The organism is Pseudobutyrivibrio sp. JW11 (assembly GCF_900115355.1).
GTDB lineage: Bacteria > Bacillota > Clostridia > Lachnospirales > Lachnospiraceae > Pseudobutyrivibrio > Pseudobutyrivibrio ruminis.
On record NZ_FOWB01000006.1, the window covers coordinates 32,265 to 56,373 of the forward strand.

At 38.0% G+C, this 24,109-nt stretch carries 19 protein-coding genes; 15 read left to right on the forward strand and 4 right to left on the reverse strand.

Annotated elements, in window-relative coordinates; genetic code table 11:
* Window positions 1-12 precede the first annotated feature (12 nt).
* From dnaK to BM102_RS07365, 4 genes are read left to right on the forward strand one after another with little or no spacing between them, the layout of a single operon-like run.
* A complete protein-coding gene (dnaK, locus tag BM102_RS07350) occupies window positions 13-1,905 on the forward strand; it encodes a molecular chaperone DnaK (protein ID WP_044934063.1) in 1,893 nt (630 codons plus the stop codon).
* A 58-nt stretch (window positions 1,906-1,963) separates the two neighbouring features.
* Window positions 1,964-3,133, forward strand: coding sequence for a molecular chaperone DnaJ (gene dnaJ / locus BM102_RS07355; RefSeq protein WP_033153950.1), 1,170 nt, complete (start codon window positions 1,964-1,966; stop codon window positions 3,131-3,133).
* A 10-nt stretch (window positions 3,134-3,143) separates the two neighbouring features.
* On the forward strand, window positions 3,144-4,085 hold the full coding sequence (locus tag BM102_RS07360; RefSeq protein WP_090480536.1) for a DUF1848 domain-containing protein: 942 nt from the start codon (window positions 3,144-3,146) through the stop codon (window positions 4,083-4,085).
* Between the two features lie 17 nt (window positions 4,086-4,102).
* Window positions 4,103-4,828 carry a sulfite exporter TauE/SafE family protein gene (locus BM102_RS07365; RefSeq protein ID WP_090480539.1) on the forward strand — a complete coding sequence of 242 codons (726 nt, stop codon included), beginning with the start codon at window positions 4,103-4,105 and terminating at the stop codon, window positions 4,826-4,828.
* A 39-nt stretch (window positions 4,829-4,867) separates the two neighbouring features.
* On the opposite strand, the gene BM102_RS07370 is transcribed toward BM102_RS07365, so the two are convergent.
* Window positions 4,868-5,347, reverse strand: coding sequence for a chemotaxis protein CheW (locus BM102_RS07370; RefSeq protein ID WP_044934081.1), 480 nt, complete (start codon window positions 5,345-5,347; stop codon window positions 4,868-4,870).
* 29 nt (window positions 5,348-5,376) lie between these two features.
* Entirely contained in the window at window positions 5,377-7,374 is a 1,998-nt protein-coding gene (locus BM102_RS07375; RefSeq protein ID WP_090394042.1) for a methyl-accepting chemotaxis protein, read from the reverse strand.
* 295 nt (window positions 7,375-7,669) lie between these two features.
* Between BM102_RS07375 and galT the strand changes: the two genes are divergently transcribed.
* Complete coding sequence (galT, locus tag BM102_RS07380; protein WP_090480542.1) at window positions 7,670-9,163, forward strand: UDP-glucose--hexose-1-phosphate uridylyltransferase; 1,494 nt, start codon at window positions 7,670-7,672, stop codon at window positions 9,161-9,163.
* 45 nt (window positions 9,164-9,208) lie between these two features.
* Here the strand turns inward: galT and BM102_RS07385 are convergent, their stop codons facing one another.
* Window positions 9,209-10,240, reverse strand: coding sequence for a GGDEF domain-containing protein (locus tag BM102_RS07385; protein ID WP_177194932.1), 1,032 nt, complete (start codon window positions 10,238-10,240; stop codon window positions 9,209-9,211).
* Window positions 10,241-10,424: 184 nt separating this feature from the next.
* On the opposite strand from BM102_RS07385, the gene gltX reads away from it, so the two are divergent.
* Both gltX and BM102_RS07395 read left to right on the forward strand, forming a co-directional pair.
* A complete protein-coding gene (gltX, locus tag BM102_RS07390) occupies window positions 10,425-11,876 on the forward strand; it encodes a glutamate--tRNA ligase (protein ID WP_090480544.1) in 1,452 nt (483 codons plus the stop codon).
* Between the two features lie 60 nt (window positions 11,877-11,936).
* Window positions 11,937-13,763, forward strand: a complete 1,827-nt coding sequence (locus BM102_RS07395; protein ID WP_090480546.1) for an ATP-dependent helicase — start codon at window positions 11,937-11,939, stop codon at window positions 13,761-13,763.
* Here BM102_RS07395 and BM102_RS07400 read toward each other — a convergent pair.
* The gene (locus BM102_RS07400; RefSeq protein WP_090480549.1) at window positions 13,736-14,047 is read right to left on the reverse strand and encodes a DUF1292 domain-containing protein; all 312 of its coding nucleotides are present in this window, start codon (window positions 14,045-14,047) and stop codon (window positions 13,736-13,738) included. The two genes, BM102_RS07395 and BM102_RS07400, sit on opposite strands and share 28 nt — an antisense overlap.
* A gap of 130 nt (window positions 14,048-14,177) precedes the next feature.
* Here BM102_RS07400 and BM102_RS07405 point away from each other — a divergent pair, with 130 nt between their 5' ends.
* The 8 genes from BM102_RS07405 (at window position 14,178) to flgB (ending at window position 24,100) form a co-directional block, all read left to right on the forward strand.
* Window positions 14,178-16,025 (forward strand): GlgX family protein, encoded by a 1,848-nt coding sequence (locus BM102_RS07405; RefSeq protein ID WP_090480552.1) that lies wholly within the window; start codon window positions 14,178-14,180, stop codon window positions 16,023-16,025.
* 3 nt (window positions 16,026-16,028) lie between these two features.
* The gene (locus BM102_RS07410) at window positions 16,029-16,565 is read left to right on the forward strand and encodes a DUF5662 family protein (protein ID WP_044934095.1); all 537 of its coding nucleotides are present in this window, start codon (window positions 16,029-16,031) and stop codon (window positions 16,563-16,565) included.
* Between the two features lie 15 nt (window positions 16,566-16,580).
* Entirely contained in the window at window positions 16,581-17,588 is a 1,008-nt protein-coding gene (gene trpS / locus BM102_RS07415) for a tryptophan--tRNA ligase (protein WP_090480555.1), read from the forward strand.
* Window positions 17,589-17,672: 84 nt separating this feature from the next.
* Window positions 17,673-19,208 carry a YifB family Mg chelatase-like AAA ATPase gene (locus tag BM102_RS07420; RefSeq protein WP_090480557.1) on the forward strand — a complete coding sequence of 512 codons (1,536 nt, stop codon included), beginning with the start codon at window positions 17,673-17,675 and terminating at the stop codon, window positions 19,206-19,208.
* Window positions 19,208-20,305: a DNA-processing protein DprA gene (dprA, locus tag BM102_RS07425; protein WP_090480560.1), complete on the forward strand. Its 1,098-nt coding sequence runs from the start codon at window positions 19,208-19,210 to the stop codon at window positions 20,303-20,305. Before BM102_RS07420 ends, dprA begins: the two co-directional genes overlap by 1 nt.
* A gap of 124 nt (window positions 20,306-20,429) precedes the next feature.
* On the forward strand, window positions 20,430-22,502 hold the full coding sequence (topA, locus tag BM102_RS07430) for a type I DNA topoisomerase (RefSeq protein WP_044934103.1): 2,073 nt from the start codon (window positions 20,430-20,432) through the stop codon (window positions 22,500-22,502).
* A 137-nt stretch (window positions 22,503-22,639) separates the two neighbouring features.
* Window positions 22,640-23,416, forward strand: coding sequence for a GTP-sensing pleiotropic transcriptional regulator CodY (codY, locus tag BM102_RS07435; protein WP_044934105.1), 777 nt, complete (start codon window positions 22,640-22,642; stop codon window positions 23,414-23,416).
* A gap of 288 nt (window positions 23,417-23,704) precedes the next feature.
* Window positions 23,705-24,100 carry a flagellar basal body rod protein FlgB gene (flgB, locus tag BM102_RS07440; RefSeq protein WP_033153966.1) on the forward strand — a complete coding sequence of 132 codons (396 nt, stop codon included), beginning with the start codon at window positions 23,705-23,707 and terminating at the stop codon, window positions 24,098-24,100.
* The last annotated feature ends 9 nt before the right edge of the window (window positions 24,101-24,109 follow it).

The following is a 24,109-nucleotide window of genomic DNA, read 5'->3' on the forward strand; positions in this document are numbered from 1 at the left end:
GAGGAAATAAAAATGGGAAAGATTATTGGTATCGATTTAGGAACAACTAACAGCTGTGTTGCTGTTATGGAAGGTGGAAAGCCTACCGTTATCGCAAATACAGAAGGTGCTAGAACAACACCATCTATCGTAGCATTTACAAAGACAGGTGAGAGACTTGTTGGTGAGCCAGCAAAGCGTCAGGCTGTTACAAATGCAGAAAAGACAATCTCTTCAATTAAGAGAGATATGGGTACAGACAATGGTCGTATCATCGACGATAAGAAGTACTCTCCACAGCAGATTTCAGCTATGATTCTTCAGAAGCTTAAGAGTGATGCTGAGAACTACCTTGGTGAGACAGTTTCAGAGGCAGTTATCACAGTTCCAGCTTACTTCAACGATGCTCAGCGTCAGGCTACAAAGGATGCTGGTAAGATTGCAGGTCTTGATGTAAAGCGTATCATCAACGAGCCTACAGCAGCTGCACTTGCTTATGGTCTTGATAACGAGCAGGAGCAGAAGATTATGGTATACGATCTTGGTGGTGGTACATTTGATGTATCTATCATTGAAATCGGTGATGGCGTTATCGAAGTTCTTGCTACAGCTGGTAACAACAGACTTGGTGGTGATGATTTCGATCAGAAGATTACAGATTGGATGCTTGCAGAGTTTAAGGCAGCTGAGGGTGTAGATCTTTCAACAGATAAGATGGCACTTCAGAGACTTAAGGAAGCAGCTGAGAAGGCTAAGAAAGAGCTTTCATCTGCTACAACTACAAACATCAACCTTCCATTCATCACAGCTACAGCAGAAGGTCCAAAGCACTTTGATATGAACCTTACACGTGCTAAGTTTGATGAGTTAACACATGATTTAGTAGAAGCTACAGCAGGTCCTGTTAACCAGGCACTTAAGGATGCTGGTCTTAACGCTTCAGACCTTTCAAAGGTACTTCTTGTTGGTGGTTCTACAAGAATCCCAGCAGTTCAGGATAAGGTAAAGGCTCTTACAGGTCACGAGCCAAGTAAGACTCTTAACCCAGATGAGTGTGTAGCTATCGGTGCTTCAATCCAGGGTGGTAAGCTCGCTGGTGATGCCGGTGCAGGCGATATCCTTCTTCTTGATGTAACACCACTTTCACTTTCAATCGAGACAATGGGTGGTATTGCTACAAGACTTATCGAGAGAAACACAACAATCCCTACAAAGAAGAGCCAGATCTTCTCTACAGCAGCTGATAACCAGACAGCAGTTGATATCAACGTTGTACAGGGTGAGCGTCAGTTCGCTAAGGATAACAAGTCACTTGGACAGTTCAGACTTGATGGTATCCCACCAGCAATGAGAGGTGTACCACAGATTGAGGTTACATTCGATATTGATGCAAACGGTATTGTAAACGTTTCTGCTAAGGATCTTGGAACAGGCAAGGAGCAGCACATCACAATTACAGCTGGTTCTAACATGTCTGATGAGGATATCGATAAGGCAGTTAAAGAGGCTCAGGAGTATGAGGCTCAGGATAAGAAGCGTAAGGAAGCTGTTGATACAAGAAACGATGTTGAGAGCTTTGTATTCCAGACAAAGAAGGCTCTTGATGAAGTAGGCGATAAGATTGATGCAGCTGACAAGGCAGCAGTTGAGGCTGACATCGAAGCAGCTCAGAAGCTTCTTGATCAGTACCAGACTCCAGAGGAGATGAGCGATTCACAGATTGGTGAGCTTAAGGCAGCTCAGGAGAAGCTTACAGAGTCAGCTCAGAAGGTATTTGCAAAGATGTATGAGCAGTCACAGGCAGCTCAGGGAGCAGCTGGTGCAGGCCCAGATATGAGCCAGTTCACAGGCGCAGGCGCTGGTGCAGGTGCACAGTCAGGTCCAGCAAACGACGATGTTGTTGATGCTGATTTCAAAGAAGTCTAAATAATAAATAATAGCTCCCCTTCGGGGGAGCTTATAGTGTAATAAAGGATTGATAAAAATGGCAGAACAAAAACGTGATTACTATGAGGTGCTTGGAGTTTCTAAGACAGCCTCAGATAGTGAGATCAAAAGTGCATATAGAAAGCTTGCTAAGAAGTACCACCCTGATATGAATCCAGGTGATGCAGAAGCTGAGAAGAAATTCAAAGAAGCTTCTGAAGCATATGCTGTTCTTTCTGATGCAGACAAGAGACGTCAGTATGATCAGTTTGGTCACGCAGCATTCGAAAACGGCGGTGGCGGAGCTGGTGGCTTTGATTTCTCTGGTATGGACTTCGGCGATATCTTTGGCGACATCTTTGGAAGCTTCTTTGGAGGCGGCGGTGGCCGTGCTTCAAATGGTCCAATGCGTGGTGCAAACCTTAGAGCAGCAGTGCATATCACTTTTGAAGAAGCAGCTTTCGGTTGTGAGAAAGAGCTTGAAATCGTTCTTAAGGACGAATGTGCAGCTTGTCATGGCACAGGCGCAAAGCCTGGTACAAGCAAGCGTACATGTACAAAGTGTGGTGGTAAGGGACGTGTAATGATGTCTCAGCAATCACTCTTTGGTATGGTTCAGAATGTTACAACATGTCCTGATTGTCAGGGAACAGGTGAGGTTATTGATACTCCATGTCCTGATTGTAATGGTACTGGATATGTTGCTCGCAAGAAGAAGATTTCTGTTTCTATTCCAGCTGGTATCGACAACGGACAGAGCGTTCGTATTCGTGAGAAGGGTGAGCCTGGTAGAAATGGTGGCCCAAGAGGCGATTTACTTGTAGAAGTAATCGTTAAAAATCATCCTATTTTCCAGCGTAGAGATATGGATGTATACTCATCAGCACCTATTTCATTTGCGCAGGCTACTCTTGGTGGAGAGGTTATCATTGATACTCTCGACGGCAAGGTATCATACGAGGTTAAGCCTGGTACACAGACTGATACAACAATCAGACTTCGTGGAAAGGGTATTCCTTCACTTAGAAATAGAAATGTTCGTGGTGACCAGTATGTTACACTTGTTGTACAGGTTCCTACAGGACTTTCTAAGGAAGCTAAGGAAGCACTTCGCAAGTTCGATGAGCTTACAGGCAACACAACAGTTGGCGGTCCAAAGTCAGTAAAGGCTGAGAAAAAGAAGAAGGGCTTTGCAGATAAAATAAAGGACGCTATCGACGATCTATAAAGGATAATAAATGATTATTAATACAGGGCAGCGCACTGACATACCTGCATTCTTTCCGGAATGGTTTGCCAATCGCTTGAAAGAAGGCTATGTATGTGTGCGCAATCCTTACAATCAAAGTTCAGTAAATAAATATATTTTAAACCCACAGGTGGTGGATGCTATTGGCTTTTGCACAAAGAATCCAGCACCTTTTTTTTCGTATTTGGATTTAGTAAAAGACTATGGTCAGTATTGGTATGTGACAATCACACCCTATGGCAAGGATATTGAGCCAGGTGTTCCAGATAAAAAAGAGGTAATGGAGTCCTTTAAATTCCTCTCTAAAACTGTGGGGATTAATCGTATTGGCTGGCGATACGATCCAATCTTTGTAAATGAAAAATATACAGTCGATTTTCATATTGAAGCCTTCACAAAGATGGCAGAAAATCTTAAAGGATACACCAATCATGTGGTGATCAGCTTTATTGATATTTATGAAAAGGTAAAGAAGAACTTTCCTGACGCAATGGCTGTATCTGCAGAGGATAAGATACGTTTGGGACAGGAGATTATTCGTATCGCAAAAGCCAACAATATGGTTGTAAAGCCATGCGCCGAAGGAGATTTCCTTGCTAAATACGGAGCTGATTGCAGTGGCTGTATGACGGTAGACATGTATGAAAAGGCCATTTCGGCTCATTTGAATGTGCCTAAATCAAATGTTAAGCCTGCCAGAGCAACTTGTGCTTGTTACCTTGGTGCGGACATAGGAGCATACGATACTTGCAGACATTTTTGTAAATACTGTTATGCAAATAATGACTTAAGTCAGGTAAGAATAAATGAAAAGCTCCACGACGTTAATTCTCCATTTTTAATTGGAGGATTTCGAGAGGGAGATATAATTCATGAGGCTAATCAAAAGTCTTGGATTGATAATCAGATGAGCATTTTTGATTTAATATAGATTAGGTGGTTAATTTAATGTTTTTATGGATTTTAGCAGCCTTTTGTGCTTTCTTTGTTAAGGGACTATGTGGATTCGCAAATACGTTAGTATTCGATACAATCCTGGGATTTGGAGTAAACAATGTAAATATTTCTCCAGTGGAGCTTGTTCTAGGGTATCCTGCAAATATCACATTAGTTTATAAAAATAGAAAACATATTAATAAAAATATCGTAATTCCGTTAATTATAGTAGTGATATTAGGAAGCATTCCTGGAGCCATAGTGCTTAGATACGTAAATGCGAATATCGTTAAAATGATATTTGGTGTTATGGTTACTCTTGTAGGTATAAATATGCTGTATCGAGAGTACAAGCCCTCCGCGGGAAAGAGTCATAAAGTATTCGATATTGTAATAGGAATTCTTGCAGGTGCTATGTGTGGAATGTTTGGTGTAGGTGTGCTTTTAGCAGCATTTGTGAGTAAAGTTACAAAGACTAGCACAGAGTTTAAAGCTAATCTAAGCCTAGTATTCATAGCAGAAAACACCTTTAGGTTTATTACATACATATTTCTAGGTGTAATGACTTTTGATAGCCTTATAAAGGCAATATGCCTTGTTCCTGTAATGATTATTGGTTTATGGGTGGGCATGAAGGCTGGAGATATCATGGATGAAAAGCTGATAAAGAAGCTTGTAATTATTTTCTTGATTATCTCTGGAATTGCTATGATAGTAAATAATATGAACATAATATAAAAAACGCCTAGAGCATTTGCTCTAGGCGTTTTCCTTATATTATGCTACACATTCCTCAATAGCCTTTTCATCAACAAGTGAGTTGATATCAAGAATAGATATAAGCATATCTGTCTTTTTACCTACACCTGAGATGAATGATTCATCAGACTTAATAAAAGGAGATGGGTAATCGATTTCTTCACCAGAAATAACCATTACTTCCTTAACGGAATCAACTACGATGCCAACCTGCTCGTTTTCGTTGATGTTGAATACGATAACACGTGTATCCTTTGTTATGATTTCTTCACCGTAATTCATACGTTTATGCAAATCAATTACAGGAATTACGTGTCCACGTAAGCTAATCATTCCCTTAATATAATCAGGAGCGAGAGGTACATCAGTAATCTCTGGCATCATAATAATAGTGTTGATATTGATGATGTCGATACCGTAAAACTCGTTATTTAAAGTGAAAATAATATATTGCTTTTCGTCAACATTATTATCTGTTTTAGTAATTAAATTAGACATTTCTAATCCTCCAAATGACTATAATTACCTTACTTGAAGAACTTCATCTCTTCATTTAACTGCTCAGCGATGTCTCTAAGATTAGTTGCAGATTCTGCAAGGTTTGTAACTGTAGCTGAAAGCTCTTCAACTGAAGCACCAGTAGTTTCTGATGATGCAGCATTTTCCTCTGAAATAGCAGAGAGTGATGACATAGCGTTTGCTACTACTGTGTTTGAGTTTACACAATTATTTGCTTCGCCAGAAATCTTTGAAACGCTAGCTACAGTTTCTTCGATATCCTGAAGCATTCCCTCTACAGCGAAAAGTGTCTCGCCAAGGGCCTTCTGTTGTTCTTCATTTCCGTTCATAACAAGAGCAGCAGCTGTAACAGCCTGCTCAGCCTCAGCTAAAAGCTGATCCATAAGGATTCTAATTTCTGATGCAAGGTTTTCTGAATCATCAGCAAGCTTTCTGATTTCCTCAGCAACTACTGCGAAGCCCTTACCAGCCTCACCAGCTCTAGCAGCCTCGATAGAAGCGTTAAGTGAAAGAAGGTTAGTCTGAGCAGCGATGCCAGAAATACCCTCAACACGCTCGTTGATGTTTGCAACAGCGTTCTGTGTTGAAGAAATCTTAGAAGAAATCTCTTCAATCTTAGATGTCATTTCAGAGCTTGTAGCCTGAAGTGTAGCAAGAGAGTTGCTTGATGCTTCTGATGCTGACTTCATACGATCTGCAAGGTTAGACATATCGTTTGTAGAAGACTGTACGTTGTCTACAGCTGTTGTAATCTGGTTTGTGCTATCTGCAGCTGACTGGATTTCCTCAGCCTGCTCTACAGCGCCACTTGCAATCTGCTGAACTGCAACAGCAACTGATTCTGTTGTAGCTGCAATCTGGTTTGCCATCTCTGATAACTCGTCTGAAGACTCGCCTACAGTGTTTGTAGAATCCTTAATATGACCTACGATAGCTGAAAGCTTATCAATAAGAGAGTTTGCGTTGTTGATCATCTGACCAAATTCGTCTGTACGCTTTGTAAATTTATCTGTTTTCTTAAACTCACCGTTAGCTAATGCTGATAATAACTTGTTTACCTCGAGCATTGGCTTTGTAAAGTTGTTTGCAATAATGATAGAAAGAACTAATACAGCTATAACCATAGCAATACCAGTCATAATAATTATCATAGCGCCCTGTCTAGCTTCGGCAACAATGTCCTTCTGAGCTTCAGCCGCGCAGATTACGTATCCTGATGAAGCATTTCTTACATAGCTTACATATACAGGATAACCCTTTGCTGTACTGATATAGAAGCCAGTTTCATCTTCTGATGTCATATATGGTGAAGAAGAGAAGTTCTGTGCTTCGTCTGTTGCTGCGATTTCGAAATCTGAGTGAGCAACCATATCTGCGTTTTTATCTACAACGAATGCTTCATCAGCTTCTTCTGCTAATAATGTATGAATATCATCTGGGTTTAATGTTTTATGTACAACACCGAGAACTGTAGTACCGTTTGTATCATAGATAGGTACGGCTACACAAATGTTTCTTGAGTTTGTAACTGAGCTTACGAATACATTTGATACGTAAGTTTCACCCTTGATTGCAGCCTGGAAGTAATCTCTTTCGCCGATGTTCTTTAATTCGCCATCATCACTACGAAGTACCATATCACCGTTTGCATTTGACATAACGATAGTATTGTCGTCGTTGAATGACTCATTAATCTGTACCATCTGAGCCTTTACTACTGATGAATCTTCAAGCTCACCCTTTAAGAAAGCGATTGTCTCTGGAGAAGAAGCGAAGCTTCCCAGTGAAGTCTCAGCTTTGATTAACATCTTGTCTACTTCAGACTCAATGTATTTTGCCTGCCAGTTCAAATTCTGCTTTGCTGTTTCCTCTGCACTGTTAGTTGAGCTGTTATAGCTGATTGCTACGGCAACTAACAAAGGAACAATTGATACTAAGAGCATAACAGAGATAAGTTTTGTTCTTACGCTCTGTTGTTTTGTTTTCTGTGTTGTTGTTTTTTTCATTTTATTCCTCCGTGAATAATGAACATGTTATTGCTATCAGTGTTTTAAGTTATACTTGAAACACGAGTCGCAATATTAACATGGTTTTATAACTATGTATAGTGTTTTTGCACAATTTTTTATCTCCAATTTGTTTATGTTGCTCAACTGCGAGTTGATGAGTGGATTTTTTGAATGGTCGTTTTTGCAATTTTTCCCTGCAAGAATACTTGAAGTAGAAAACCGAAAAGGTGTAAAATAGTTTCCAGATGGACAATCTTCATAGTTATTATTTCATTAGATTCGGAGGGGAAATATGTTGCAGGAAAGTATAAAGAAATTAGTTCAGTATGGAATTGATACAGGACTTACACCAGAGAGTGAAAGAATCTACACAACAAATCTTTTGCTAGAGTGCATGAAGGAAGATGAGTACACGGATCCTGATTGTGATTTATCTAATATAGTATTAGAAGATGTGTTAAAGGATTTACTTGATGAAGCGGTCAAAAGAGGAATTATAGAAGATTCCATTACATACAGAGATTTGTTTGATACAAAGCTTATGAATCAGCTTTGCCCAAGACCATCACAGGTTATTGATAAATTCAATGATATATATAAGAACGAAGGGCCAGAGGCTGCTACAGATTTCTTCTATAATATGAGTCGTAATTCTGACTATATTCGTACATATAGAGTAAAGAAGGATTTAAAGTGGACCACAGAAACCGATTACGGAACACTTGATATCACTATCAACCTATCAAAGCCTGAAAAGGATCCAAAGGCTATTGCGGCTGCAAAGAATGCAAAGCAATCAGCATATCCTAAGTGTCAGCTTTGCATGGAAAACGAGGGATACGCAGGACGTACAAATCATCCTGCTAGAGAGAATCATCGTATAATTCCTATCACTATTAATGATAGCAAGTGGGGATTCCAGTACAGTCCTTATGTTTACTACAATGAGCACTGCATCGTATTCAACGGTGAGCACACACCAATGAAAATCGAACGTGCTACATTTGTAAAGCTTTTTGATTTTGTAAAGCTTTTCCCACATTATTTCCTTGGAAGTAATGCAGACCTTCCTATCGTAGGTGGTTCGATCCTTAGCCATGATCATTTCCAGGGTGGTCATTATACATTTGCAATGGAAAAAGCTCCTATTATTAAGGAGTTCTCTGTAAAGGGATATGAGGATGTAAAAGCAGGCATCGTTAAGTGGCCTCTTTCAGTTATTCGTCTTCAGTGCAAGGATGAGAAGAGAATCATTGATTTAGCTGAACATATCTTAAATGCATGGAGAGGATATACAGACGAATCAGCATTTATATTTGCTGAGACGGATGGAGAAAAGCACAATACAATTACTCCTATTGCAAGAAAAAGAGGAGATTTGTTTGAGCTTGATTTAGCTCTTAGAAACAATATTACAACAGAGGAACATCCTCTTGGAGTTTATCATCCACATGCTCACTTACATCATATTAAGAAGGAAAACATTGGTCTAATCGAGGTAATGGGACTTGCAGTTCTTCCTAGCCGTCTTAAAGGTGAAATGGAGCAGCTTGCTGATTATATTGTTAATGGCAAGGATTTAAGAGCAGATGAAGCACTTGAAAAACATGCTGATTGGGTTGAAAGCTTTTCAAAGAATTACGATAAGATTGATGAAAGCAATGTAAATGAAATCCTTCAGCAGGAGATTGGTAAGGTCTTCTGTGAAGTTCTTGAGTGTGCTGGAGTATATAAGTGCACAGAAGAAGGAATGGAAGCATTTATGAGATTTGTAAATACTTTATAATGATATAAATTAAGCCATCTAGTTAGAAGCTAGATGGCTTTAGTTTTATAAGTCATTATAGTTAATAATTTGATTACGACCGTGATTCTTTGCGTAGTATAAAGCCTTGTCGGCTTTGTCCACACATTGATGATATGTTTCGTTTTTATTGTATTTGCAAAGGCCCATAGAGATTGTTACAGGGCAAATGCCATTATCTGATTGTTCAACATCAGAACGAAGTTTTTCAGCTAGCTCTAGGGCTTTATCCGTTGAGTAATCTACAAGGATTATTATGAATTCTTCTCCGCCCCAACGAATAATATAATCATCTTTTGAAAGTTGATTTTTAATTTTTGCTGATACATATTTTAATATCTCATCGCCAGCTTCATGACCGTAGGTATCGTTGACATTTTTGAAGAAATCTATATCAAACATAAGAATTACTATGTCTTTGTTGAGTATAATTCTGTCTGTTTTATTATCGATTATTTCATTGATAATGTAACGGTTATTTACGCCTGTGAGCTCATCTGATACAGAGCTTATTTCCAACTGCTTTTTAACAAGGTATTGATCAGCGTAGGAGTTTTCCAAAATCCAAAGCATAATAACAACACCGATATAAAGTGGAATTGCAAGTGCTAACATGATGGTGTAATACTCATAATGATTCCACATATTTGAAACGATGATGTTGGCCATCAAAAGAGCGTGCAAAACTATGTGGTACTTCAGAGGTGTAGCAAAGCCGATGGCCAGGAAAGCAAAGTGCATAATGATGAAGCCTTCACGAGCATAGTCTCGGTTTTCAAGATGATAAATGGCCCATATTGTACACCACATAGCTGCATGTGGCATCAAATAATATAGGAGAGTTCCCCATTTGTAATCAACTATCCTTGGATACAAAATCAGAAATAAGATAAGAGGGATTACAATTGAAAATCGAGGGATGACGGTTTCTGTTGCAAACCTTCCATATAAAATGCAATCGGAGATGAAATAGGTCATCTCTAAAAGACCAATTAAGATAGCGGAATAGCCACTGACAACCCTGAAATAATCAAATTTGGATTGGTAGAAATTATTCAATTCATCTTTTCTAATTTTACGAGTCACCATAAATCTGATTATACGACAGGATATTATTATACACAACGTTACATTATATAACGTAACGGTATATACTTGAAAATTTACAAAATTAGTATAGAATAGTTTAGGACTGCAATTTTATGTAAGTCTTAAATTAATTTGATTTTATGCGAGGTATAAAATGAGTAAGGTTAGAACACGTTTCGCACCATCGCCTACAGGAAGAATGCATGTAGGTAATCTTCGTACAGCTCTTTATGCTTACTTAGTAGCAAAGCACGAGGGAGGAGATTTTCTTCTTAGAATCGAAGATACAGACCAGGAGCGTCTTGTTGAAGGTGCTGTAGATATTATTTATAGAACACTTGCTGCTACAGGTCTTATCCATGATGAGGGACCAGATAAGGATAAAGGCTTTGGTCCTTACGTTCAGTCTGAGCGTCAGGCACAGGGCATCTATCTTGAATATGCAAAGCAGCTTGTTGAAAAAGGGGAGGCATATTATTGCTTCTGTGATGATAAGCGCCTTGAAGAGTGCAAGCAGGTTATTGGTGGTAAGGAAATCCACATTTATGACAAGCATTGCTTAAACCTTTCAAAGGAAGAGGTAGAAGCAAATCTTGCTGCTGGAAAGCCTTATGTTATTCGTCAGAACAATCCTCGTACAGGTACAACTACATTTGTAGATGAGTTGTACGGAGAGATTACAGTTGATAACGCAGAGCTTGATGATATGATTCTTATCAAGTCTGATGGATATCCTACTTACAATTTTGCAAACGTTGTTGATGATCACCTTATGGGTATTACACACGTTGTTCGTGGTAATGAATACATTTCTTCTTCACCAAAGTACAATCGTCTTTACGAAGCTTTTGGTTGGGAAGTTCCAAAGTATATTCACTGCCCACTTATCACAAATGAGGAGCACCAGAAGCTTTCAAAGCGTTCAGGTCACTCATCTTATGAAGATTTAATTGAGCAGGGATTCTTGACAGAAGCAGTTGTCAACTTTGTTGCTCTACTTGGTTGGTCTCCAGAAAATGATAACGAAATCTTCTCATTAGAAGAGCTTGTTAAAGAGTTTGATTATCACCGTATTTCAAAGTCACCAGCAGTCTTTGATATTACAAAGCTTAAGTGGATGAATGGCGAATACATGAAAGCTATGGACTTTGATAAGTTCTATGAGATGGCTGAGCCTTATCTCAAGGAATACATCAAGGGTGATTATGATTTAAAGAAGATTGCAAAGATGGTTCAGACCAGAATTGAAATCTTCCCTGATATCAAGGATCATGTTGATTTCTTCGATGCAGTACCTGAGTATGATAGTGCAATGTATACTCATAAAAAGATGAAGACAAACGAAGAGTCTTCACTTGCAGTTTTGAAAGAGCTTCTTCCTGTACTTGAGGCACAGGATGATTACTCAAATGATGCTTTATATGCACTTCTTTCTGGATTTGCTACAGAGCATGAATACAAGAATGGATATGTGCTTTGGCCAGTACGTACAGCTGTTTCAGGTAAGCAGATGACTCCTGGTGGTGCAACTGAGCTCATGGAGATTCTTGGAAAAGAAGAGTCAATTAAACGAATTAAAGCAGCTATCGAGAAGCTGTCTAAATAATTAAATACTTGCAGATAGAGTTGGGAAACCTCTATATAGAAACACGGTTATCAATAAATTATGAATCTTAATGATAGCCAGCAAAAAGCAGTTTCACACAAGAATGGACCTTGTCTTGTTTTGGCAGGGCCAGGCAGTGGCAAGACTGCTGTGCTTACAAGGCGCGTTTGTGCTCTTATAGAATCTGGTGTACCGGCTCGAGAAATCCTGGTGATTACATTTACCAAGGCTGCAGCTTTAGAAATGAAGGAACGTTTCGAAAGGTTATCAGATGATATTCATCCTGTGACTTTTGGAACGTTCCATTCTTTATTTTGGGGAATTCTACAAAAAGAAATTGGCTTTAAATCTACAGATATTATCCTTGGAAATACCAGAACGAAAATTATCAGAGAGGCAATGGCAAAGGTTAACTTGGGCCATGATGATAGTTTGCTTGTAAAAAGCTTTTCGTCGGAACTTTCGGTGATAAATAATCGAGTGGGAGGAATGGATAATTATCTGCCTAAGGCTGTTGATAAGAAAGAACTTAGAGATTTTGTTTTAGCCTACGAAAACCTTAAGGCTAAATATCATGTCATAGATTTTGATGACATGCTAAAGAAGGCTTACGAGCTTTTTATGGAAAAGCCAGAAATTCTTAAAAAATGGCAGAATCGGTTTTCATATTATCTTGTAGATGAAATGCAGGATATGAACGACTTACAGTTTCAATTAATTGAGATGCTATCCGCTAGGACTAATAATATTTTTTGCGTTGGAGATGATGACCAGTCTATATATGGCTTCAGAGGAGCAAATCCTAAATTAATGGAGGATTTTAGAAATCATTATCCGGATTCTAAGGTTGTGGTTCTTGATTATAACTACAGAAATCCTACCAATATTGTGGAAAAAGCAGAAAATTTAATATCAAAAAATACAATGCGCTTTCCAAAGAAAATTATGGCTACTGCTGATCAGGGGAATTTGTGTATTAAAGAACTTAAATCCGAGGGCGATGAAGCAGAATACATTATTTCAAAGATTAATGAGCTTTCTGCTGAGGGAATATCATTTGATGAAATATCAATTCTGTATCGCAATCATTCTGACGCAAGGTATATAGTTGATAAACTACTGGAGTCAAAAATACCATTTTATCTAAAAGAGAAAATGCCTAATATTTATTCTCATTTCATCATTTCAGATTTGGAAGCATATTTTCAAATTGCTATTGGAAATGAAACGAGAGCCAGGCTTTTATCTATCCTTAATCGCCCTAATCGCTTCCTGCACAGAAGAAGTGTAGAGTACAGAGGAAATTTACAGGGGATGAAAGCTTTTTATAAAGACAATCCGGGTTGCCTGAGAGCTACAGAAGCGTTAATCGCGGACGTAAATTTGATAAGTAAAATGTCCCCATGCGCTGCTGCTAATTATATAAAGAATGTGATGGGGTATGACAGCTTCTTAAGAGAAGAAGCAGTAAAACAGAATGCTGATGTTAACGAATACTATGATGTTTTGGATTTTTTCATTGAAATGACAAAGGATTGTAAGACTATTAAGCAGGCGATTGATAAGCTAAATATTATGAGGCTTAAAGTGGATTATGAAAACAAGACAAAGGTGATAGATAAAAAGAATAAAATCGGACTTTATACGTTGCATTCTAGCAAGGGATTGGAATTCGAAAATGTCTTTATAATAGGCGTAAATGATGGAATAATCCCTAGTAATAAAGCTGATTCTAAGGAGGAGATGGAGGCAGAGCGTCGATTGTTCTATGTTGGAATTACAAGGACAAAAAGGAATCTGTATTTGACTTATACAAATAAAAAGAATCGGGATAAATCCCGATTCTTAGATGAGCTGAATTATTCTTCTTCTAATGATTCGCAGTAAAGCTCATCGAACTTTTTAGCTACAGCATCGTATTCTTCATCAGACTCGATGTTGTCAAGAGAAGGAGCGCCTGTTTCATCCTCAAAATAACGATAGATGTAAACCTGTCCCTCAGAATTTTCCTCGCCGTTTTCATCGAGAGGAAGAAGTACAATATAGTCCTGATCGCCTATGTCGAAGATTGTGAGAATTTCACATGTAACTTCTGAGCCATCATCCAAACTTAAAGTGACAACAACATCATCATCTTCATTGTCAACTGGAAATACCTGATTTTCGTCCATTCTATACTCCTTTTGTTTATTTTATTTGTTTAAGGCATGTCCTTATGATATAATTCATCAGGAATATTGTCTAGCAAAATTAATTATTTATTGAGTTTAATATACAGCTTTTTGGAATCGAGGCATAGTTATGAAGATATTGAGGGGCGATTTTAGGGAATATGGTCCAAGGATAAGTTCAAAGGATGGTGTTATTTTCACAGTAGCAATCAAATCTACTACGGAAAAAGCATCCATTCTTTTATTTGATATAAAGACTAAAAAGCAGCTACATGAAATAGAGCTTTTACCAGAGTTTGCCGTTGGAAGAGTATATTCTGTTGAGGTTACTGGTATAGAGATTGATAAGATTTGTTATCTCATAAAAGAAGATGATAAAACTGCGCTTGATCCATATTGCACAGCAGTTGTAGGCCGTGATAAGTGGGGAGATGTAAAAGAACGTCAGACAAAAGAGTTTGCGGTATATTCTGGAATTTCTCATGTGGAGAAGAAGTGGAAGGATACAAAGGTGGAGGTTGCACCTTCGGATATGATTCTTTATAAGCTTCATATGCGCGGATTTACTGCTGGATTTAATATGGCAGCATCCAAGGTAGGTAATTTCAATGGGCTCCTTTCAAAAAAATCCTATCTGAAAAGTATGGGGGTTACCAGTATTGAGCTTATGCCTCTTTACGATTTCGAAGAGCTATTTTTAGATAATAAAATGCTGATATCCCCAAAGGGAATGATTACCGAGACAAAAGAATTCTCTGGTAAGAAGAACTATTGGGGATTCGGAATTGCTAATTATTTTGCACCAAAGGCATCTTATTTTGGTGGGGCTTCCAATGCATGCGAAGGCCTGCGCAACATGGTGAGCAATCTTCATAACAGTGGTTTTGAAGTCATTATGGAGATGGCTTTTGCTGCTGAAACATCAGATGATCTTATCTTAGAATGTTTAAAATATTATGTTAAGTATTTCCACATAGATGGATTTCATATAGTAGGATGTAATGCTCCAATAGGTCGTATTGCATCTGAGCCTTATTTAGCAGATACAAAGATATTCTACGAATTTATTCCAGAGGAAATCCTTTGTAACGAAAAAGGTAAAAAGCATTTGTTTGTATACAACGATTCATTTATGAATGTGACTCGTCAGATAGAAAATCATATGAACGGAAGTATGGTTCAGTTTGCTAATCATATGCGCAGACAAAACAGTGCCTATGGATTTGTTAATTACATGGCGAATGTTAACGGATTCTCATTGTGGGATTCATATTCATACGGTGAAAAACACAACTGGGATAATGGCGAAGATAACAGAGATGGTACTAACAACAATTATTCTTTCAACTATGGAGTTGAAGGAAAGACTACAAACAAGACCATCAATGCTAATAGATTCAGAGAGATGCGAAATGCTTTTGCAGCGTTGATGCTTTCTCAAAGTGTTCCATTGTTTGTGGCAGCAGATGAAGCTGCAGCTACACATCTTGGAAATAACAATCCATATTGCCAGGATAATAAGGTTGGATACACTTGTTTTACAAAGACAAAGAGCAAGGATTCACTTACAAGCTTTGTCAAAAACTTAATTGAGTTTAGAAAGAACCATAAATGTCTTAGAGTTGAAAGTCCATTTTTAATGAACGACTACAGACATTTAGGTCTTCCAGATATGTCATTTCATGGTACTGAGCCATGGATGATGTCTATCGGTGAGGAGCAAAAGGCGTTGGGCGTCCTTTACAATGGCGCTTATGTTGATGAAGAAGAGGAAGTATTTGTTTGCTATAACTTCCACTATGATGCTGTAGATATGGCACTTCCGCTTTTGGCTCCAGGAAAACGATGGCGATTGTGCTTTAACACGGCTAAATATACTGATGATTTTGAACCAAAGCCTATACATGACCAACAGTCAATCAATGTTCCAGGCAATTCTATCAGCGTGCTTGTTGGGGTAAAGCCAGGAAAGAGGTAATTAATGAAGGCTTGGGAGCATTTTAAAACAATCACCCATCATCGTCGTTTAGTTAGAAAAGGATGCTTTGCTGTAGGTTTATATATGCAAGGACTTCTACATGATTTATCTAAGTATTCATGGGTTGAATTCAGAGTGGGAGCTAAGTACTATCAGGGGACACAAAGCCCTAATAATGCTGAAAGATTAGAGACAGGAGTTTCTATGGCCTGGCTTCATCACAAGGGTAGAAACAAACATCACTTTGAATATTGGATAGATTATAGTTTGGATGAGCATCATCACATGACTGGTATGGAAATGCCTGTTAAATACGTGGTTGAAATGTATTGTGATAGAGTTGCAGCCTGCAAGACATATCAAAAGGAAAAGTATAATGATGCCAGTGCCCTGGAATACTACAATAGGGGCAAGGGCCGATACATGATGCATCCTAAAACAGCGGCTTTATTGGAAGATATGCTTACATATCTTGCTGAACACGGTGAGAGTGCGACAAACGAATACATTCGTAAAAATATACTAAAGAATAAAAAGTAATTTGGAGATAACATTATGGAAAAAGAGAAGAAAGTATTATATTCAGGTATGCAGGCAACAGGAAAGCTTACCATTGGCAATTATATAGGAGCATTAAAGAACTGGGTAAATCTTCATGAGGATTATGATTGCTTCTTTGGTGTTATGGATTTACATTCCCTTACAGTTAGACAGAATCCTACAGAATTTAGACAAAATGCAAGAAGAATCTATACACAGTATGTGGCTGCAGGACTTGATCCTCAGAAAAACTGTATTTATTTTCAGTCACATGTGCCAGCACATGCTCAGTTAGGTTGGATTCTTGACTGCTACACATACATGGGCGAGCTTAACCGTATGACTCAGTTCAAGGATAAGTCTGCAAAGCATGCAGATAATATCAACGCTGGTCTATTTACATATCCTGCATTAATGGCTGCAGATATTCTTTTATATCAGTCTGATTTAGTTCCAATCGGGGCAGATCAGAAGCAGCATTTGGAAATCTGTAGAGACGTGGCAGAGCGCTTCAACAACATCTATGGTGATGTATTTACTATTCCTGAGGGATACTTCCCTAAGGCAGGTGCAAGAATTATGTCTCTTGCTGAACCAACAAAGAAAATGTCTAAGTCAGACGAGAATGTTAATGCTACAATCTATCTTATTGATGACAAGGATACTATTATCCGTAAGTTTAAGAAAGCAGTTACAGATTCAGATGCTGAAGTAAGATATGATGTTGAAAATAAGCCAGGCGTATCAAATCTTATGGAAATCTACGGCGTTGTTACTGGCAAGTCTATGGATGAAGTTGCCAAGGAGTTTGAGGGCAAAGGATATGGTGATTTCAAGCTTGCTGTTGGTGAAGCAGTAGCGGATATGCTTGAACCATTCCATGTTCGTTGTGCAGAGCTTGAGAAGGATAAGGCATATATCGACGGTTGCATAAAGGAGAACGCTGAAAAGGCATCTTATTTTGCAAATAAAACTCTTCGCAAGGTTCACAAGAAGCTTGGTTTAACAGAGATGATTAGATAATAATGATATTGTTTTTAAGACAGGAGTGTGCTATGATAGCTCCTGTCTTTTTCTATTTTCAATTTTAATTCCAGAGGAGTTTAATTGTATAGTATTGTAAATACCGCTACTATTTTCGGTATTGATTCTAAACTTATATCTGTGGAAGCAGATATATCTGAAGGTATGCCCATTTTTGAGATGGTGGGTTATCTTTCATCAGAAGTGAAGGAAGCGAAGGAAAGGGTGAGAGCTGCATTAAAGAATGCAGGCTATGCACTTCCTATAAAGCGAATCACGGTCAATTTATCACCAGCAAGTATTAGAAAAACAGGAGCAGGCTTTGATTTGCCTATTGCTGTGGCTATTTTATCTGCTATTGGAATAATTAATTGCGAGAAGCTTCCATCTATATGTCTGTGTGGTGAAATAGGCTTAGATGGCAAAATTCAGCCTGTAAATGGCGTATTATCCATGGCTATGGAGGCCAGAAGGAATAATTTGCAGATAATGATTGTTCCTAAAGATAACTTAGTGGAAGCTAGGTTGGTAAACGATTTGACAACAATTGGCGTAAGCCAGATTTCAGAGGTAATCGAGCTACTAAATGAAGGTGTCTTCGAAGTCAAAGAAGAAGCACTTGAAATAGAAGAAACATCTCAGGAAGACATGGAGTACGATTTTTCCATGATTAATGGACAGCAGGCTTTAAGAAGAGCTTGCGAGGTAGCTATTTCAGGCATGCATAATATGCTTATGGTTGGACCACCAGGAGCAGGGAAGTCCATGATAGCGAAATGTATTCCTTCTATATTACCTGCTATGGATTCAGATGAGCAGTTAGAATTATCAAAGATTTATTCTGTTTGTGGAATGTTTGATGAACGGGGTGGTCTTATGAAGAAAAGACCTTTTAGAAGCCCACATCATACAGTGTCTCCACAAGGATTAGTTGGCGGAGGACAGAATCCAAAACCAGGGGAAATATCCTTGGCTCATGGAGGCGTGCTGTTCTTAGATGAGCTTACTGAGTTTACAAAGTCCACCATAGAAATGCTTAGACAGCCTCTTGAGGATAAAAAGGTCAATATTTCTAGGGCATCAGGAAGCTTTACCTTCCCGGCAGATTTTGTAATGGTGGCTGCAATGAATCCTTGTTCTTGCGGATATTATCCGGATTTGAACAGATGTCATTGTAGCAGGATGTCAATTCAAAGATATTTGGCCAAGATATCTCAACCGCTACTTGATAGAATAGATATTTGTGTAGAAGCGCCTACTTTGAATTTTGCACAGATTGCCTTACGTCAGAAAAACGAATCATCTGCTGATATAAGAGTCAGAGTTGAGCGTGTTCACGAAATTCAACGTAAGCGATACAAGAATTATGACTTTAAGTTTAACAGTCAGATCCCTAGTAGCCATATAGATATGTTTTGTCCACTGAAGGCTGAAGAAGCTAAATATATGGAAGAGATGTATGAAAAGTACTCCCTTACAGCCAGAACCTATCACAAGGTACTGAGAGTGGCTAGAACAATAGCGGATATGGATGGATGCGAGGACATTAGTCTTTTACATCTTCAAGAGGCTATTTGCTATCGAGGGCTAGATAAGCATTACTGGGAGGAGGGGATCTGATGGATAAACACCTTTACCAGTATTGGTTTATGCGAAACGAAGATATAACATATTCAAAGAAGCATAAACTTATTGATTATTTCTACGATAGTTATAATATCTATTTTGCAACGAAAAAGGATTTGGTGGATTCGGGACTCGTGGATAATAAAACAGCTGATGTTTTTATAAACAATCGAGCAAAGTTTGACTTATCTAAGGAGTATGAGGAATTTTCACATTCACCTTTTTCTTTTGTAACGATGGAGGATGTGACATATCCAGATAAGCTAAGAAACATCTATGATAAGCCTTATGGCCTTTATTATGTTGGAAAAATTCCTTCTTTTGAAAGGGCGATTTCCATTGTAGGGGCTAGGCAATGTAGCGCTTACGGCAAAAGACTTGCTCTCCAAATTGGAGAGAAGCTTGGACAAAATGGATACACTGTTATTAGTGGAATGGCCAGAGGAATTGATGCTTATGGCCATAAAGGATGTATAGATGCAGGGGGTAAAACTATAGCAGTTTTAGGAAGTGGCTGTGATGTGATTTATCCTACTGCTAATAGATTATTATATGAAGAGATTGTTTCATCTGGTGGAGCAATTATTTCTGAATATCAGATGGGAACAAGCCCGGTAGCAATGAATTTTCCTAGACGAAATAGGATAGTATCAGCTCTTTCAGATATTGTTGTTGTAATTGAAGCGAGAGAGAAATCTGGTTCTTTAATTACGGCAGATTTTGCATTAGAGCAAGGCAAAGATATTTTTGTTACTCCTGGAAGAATAGGGGATTCATTGAGTGCTGGAACCAACAAACTTATTGCCCAAGGGGCAGGAATCATATACGACACAGATCAGTTTATAGCTGATATAACAAATTTTTATGGACTAAATCCGAAGACAATAAACACCAAAAAGAAGCCTAAAATTATTCTATCGGAGGAGCAGAAAAGGGTATATAAATTGTTTGATGATTATCCTAAAAGCATTTCCACAGTTATAGAGGAAAGTGGCATGGATTATCTGAATTTACTGTCTGTGGTGCTTTCGTTAGAGCGGCTTGAATTGCTTTCAGAAGTGTTCAAAAATAATTACGTAAAAACAGCGTGATTTGTTGATGGATTTTATATGAAAATTATTAAATTGTTTTGTCAATAGGTAAAATTTTCCTTGAAAAGAAAAAAATAATGTTGTATAGTGATTTTCGATTTCTTTGTGAATAGGAGCAAAAAACATGGCAAAAAATCTAGTCATTGTGGAGTCACCAGCAAAGGTGCATACAATCAAAAAGTTTTTAGGTAGCAATTACGAGGTAATGGCATCCCAGGGCCACGTTCGTGATATGCCTAAAAGCCAGCTTGGCTTTGACCCTGAGAATGATTTTGAACCTAAATATATAACAATTCGTGGAAAGGGCGAGCTTCTTGCTGCACTTCGTAAAGAAGTGAAGAAAGCAGATAAGATTTATCTCGCAACTGATCCCGACCGTGAGGGAGAGGCTATTTCATGGCATCTTACTCACGCACTCAACTTACAAGATAAAAAGGTATATCGAATTACCTTTAATGAGATTACAAAGACTGCTGTAAAGAATTCACTTAAGAATCCTAGAGAAATTGATATGGATTTAGTTGATGCACAGCAGGCGAGACGTATGCTTGATAGAATGGTTGGATACAAGATTTCACCACTTCTTTGGGCAAAGGTTAAACGTGGCCTTTCAGCAGGTCGTGTACAGTCTGTTGCTCTTCGCATTATTTGCGACAGAGAAAAGGAAATTGAACAATTTATTCCACAGGAATATTACACTCTTGATGTATTGCTTGATGCAAAGGATGCAAAAAAGCCTATCGTTGCTAAGTATTATGGTGATACATCGGGCAAGAAGGATATTTCTGACAAGGAAAGTCTTGATAAAATCATGTCTGATTTAAAGGGCGCTGATTTTAATATTGCTTCAATCAAGCGTGGAACAAGGGAAAAGAAAGCTCCATTACCTTTTACTACATCTACAATGCAGCAAGAGGCATCAAAGGCTTTGAATTTCTCAATTCAAAAGACAATGAGTGTTGCTCAGCAGCTTTATGAAGGTGTTAGCGTTAAGGGACACGGAACAATCGGTCTTATCACTTATCTTCGTACTGATTCAACAAGAGTATCAGATGAAGCAAGAGCAGCAGCAGAACAGTTTATTACTGGCAATTACGGTCAGGAATATTTATCAGCCCCTGTAAATACAGGTAAGAAAAATAATGGCAAGGTTCAGGATGCTCATGAAGCAATCCGTCCTGCTAATATCGAATTGATTCCATCTGAGATTAAAGAAAGTCTTACTAGAGATCAGTTTAGATTGTATCAGCTTGTATGGAAGAGATTTGTGGCAAGCCAGATGGCTAATGCTGTTTATGATACAGTTTCATTAAATGTTCAAGCAAAGAATCATGTATTTACAGCATCTGATTCTTCAATTAAGTTTGATGGATTTATGATGATTTATGTTTCAGCAGATGATGAGGCAGAGTCAAAGACACATCCATTATCAAAGCTTACAGAAGATACAAAGCTTGGATTTAATTCTTTTGAGGAAAAGCAGCATTTTACACAGCCAGCGCCTCATTTTACAGAAGCATCTCTTGTAAAGACATTGGAAGAGCTTGGAATTGGTAGACCATCTACCTATTCACCTACTATTACAACTCTTTTAAAGCGTCATTATATTACCAAAGAGGCAAAAAACCTTTTTGTTACAGAGCTTGGCGAAGTAGTCAATTCAATTATGGAGGCTTCATTCCCTATAATTGTTGATGATAAATTTACTGCAAACTTGGAATTACTGCTTGACGGTGTTGAAGAGGGAACAGTTGAATGGAAATCTGTTGTAAGAAACTTCTACCCAGACCTTGAAAAGGCAGTTGAAGTGGCAGAAGAGGAACTTGCAAAAGTTGAGATTCATGATGAAGTTACTGATGTTATCTGCGAAGAGTGCGGAAGAAACATGGTAATTAAGTTTGGGCCTCATGGAAAATTCTTAGCTTGTCCAGGATTTCCAGAATGTAGAAATACAAAACCATTCCTTGAAAAGATAGGAGTGCCATGCCCTAAGTGTGGCGGTGATGTAGTTATTAGAAAGTCTCAAAAGGGAAGAAAATTCTTTGGATGTGCAAATCATCCTGAGTGTGACTTTATTAGCTGGTCAAAGCCAACCACTGAGAAGTGTCCAAAGTGTGGAACTTATATGGTGGAAAAGGGTAATAAACTTGTTTGTGCAAATGATGATTGCAGATTTGTAGAAAATCAGAATAAATAGTAGTAAATTTTCTGAAATTTATTGCGATTTGTTCTAATCGGTGCTATAATTGGTACAAATTTCACATTAGTTCGGGGACGACAGTTAGATTGATTTGGCACAATACAGTGTTTAGATTCAGGAGGAATACATTTTAAATGAGCGTACAGTTATTAGACAAGACAAGAAAGATTGGAAAACTTCTTCACAATAATAATTCATCAAAGGTTGTTTTCAACGACATTTGCTCTGTACTTACAGAGATTTTGGATTCTTCAGTACTTGTTATTTCTAAGAAGGGTAAGGTCCTTGGACTTTCACACTTACCAAACACAACAGAAATCGGTGAGTTAATCGTTGACGAGGTTGGCGGATTTATTGATCCACTTTTAAACGAGAGATTACTTTCAATTCTTTCAACAAAGGAAAATGTTAACTTAAAGACATTAGGTTTTGAAAAGTCTGATATTGATATGTATTCAGCAATCATCGCACCAATTGATATTGCTGGTGAAAGACTTGGAACACTTTTTGTATACAGATTCGATAAGCAGTACGATATCGATGACATCATCCTTACAGAGTACGGTACAACAGTAGTAGGACTTGAGATGATGCGTTCAGTAAATGAAGAGTCTGCTGAGGAAAACAGAAAGCTCCAGGTTGTTAAGAGTGCTATTTCTACACTTTCATACTCAGAGCTTGAAGCTATCATCCATATCTTTGATGAGCTTGATGGAAACGAAGGCGTTCTCGTTGCTTCAAAGATTGCTGATAGAGTTGGTATTACAAGATCAGTTATCGTAAATGCTCTTCGTAAGTTTGAGTCAGCTGGTGTAATTGAATCTCGTTCATCTGGTATGAAGGGTACATACATCAAGGTTCTCAACGACGTTGTATTTGATGAGCTTAATGAGATTAAGAAAAATAAATAATTAGGATTTTATTTTAAAGGGACTTACATTTGTAGGTCCCTTTTTTGTTATATTTCATAACTTAAACACAAAATTATTTTATGATGAAAGTGATAATAAGATGGAGATTTGTATTCTATATTTCCATAATATTCGCGAAATACAACACTATTAATGGCAATTGAGTAAATGAATGAAGGACACTATTTCTTGTGTTTAGATTTTATAAAATATACTACATGATGTAAAAAAGCCTTGTGTTTTTTTACATATAATTTATAATTAAATTAGTCTAGGAGGATTGTATATATGATTAGTTCAGATGCATTTGGATATATCAACTTACTTGATAATACAGCAGATGTGAGCTGGCAGCGCCAGACACTTATTATGAATAACATTGCAAACGCTACAACTCCTGGTTATAAGAGACAGGATATAGAGTTTGAGAGTGTTCTTAGAAAAGAACTTATCAATACTCATGAGCGTTCCTTGGAAAGAGCAGTTAATGTCTTAGACGATGATGGAAATCATGTTGATGGCATTGAATATACAGATTACGAGAATTATTCTTACAGACTTGATGGCAACAATGTTGACATGGACACAGAAAACGTAGAGCTTGCTTCTGAACAAATCAGATATCAAACTCTTACAACTAGTGTCAACAACGAAGTTGGACGTTTCAAGTCAGTTATTTCATAAGCATGATTG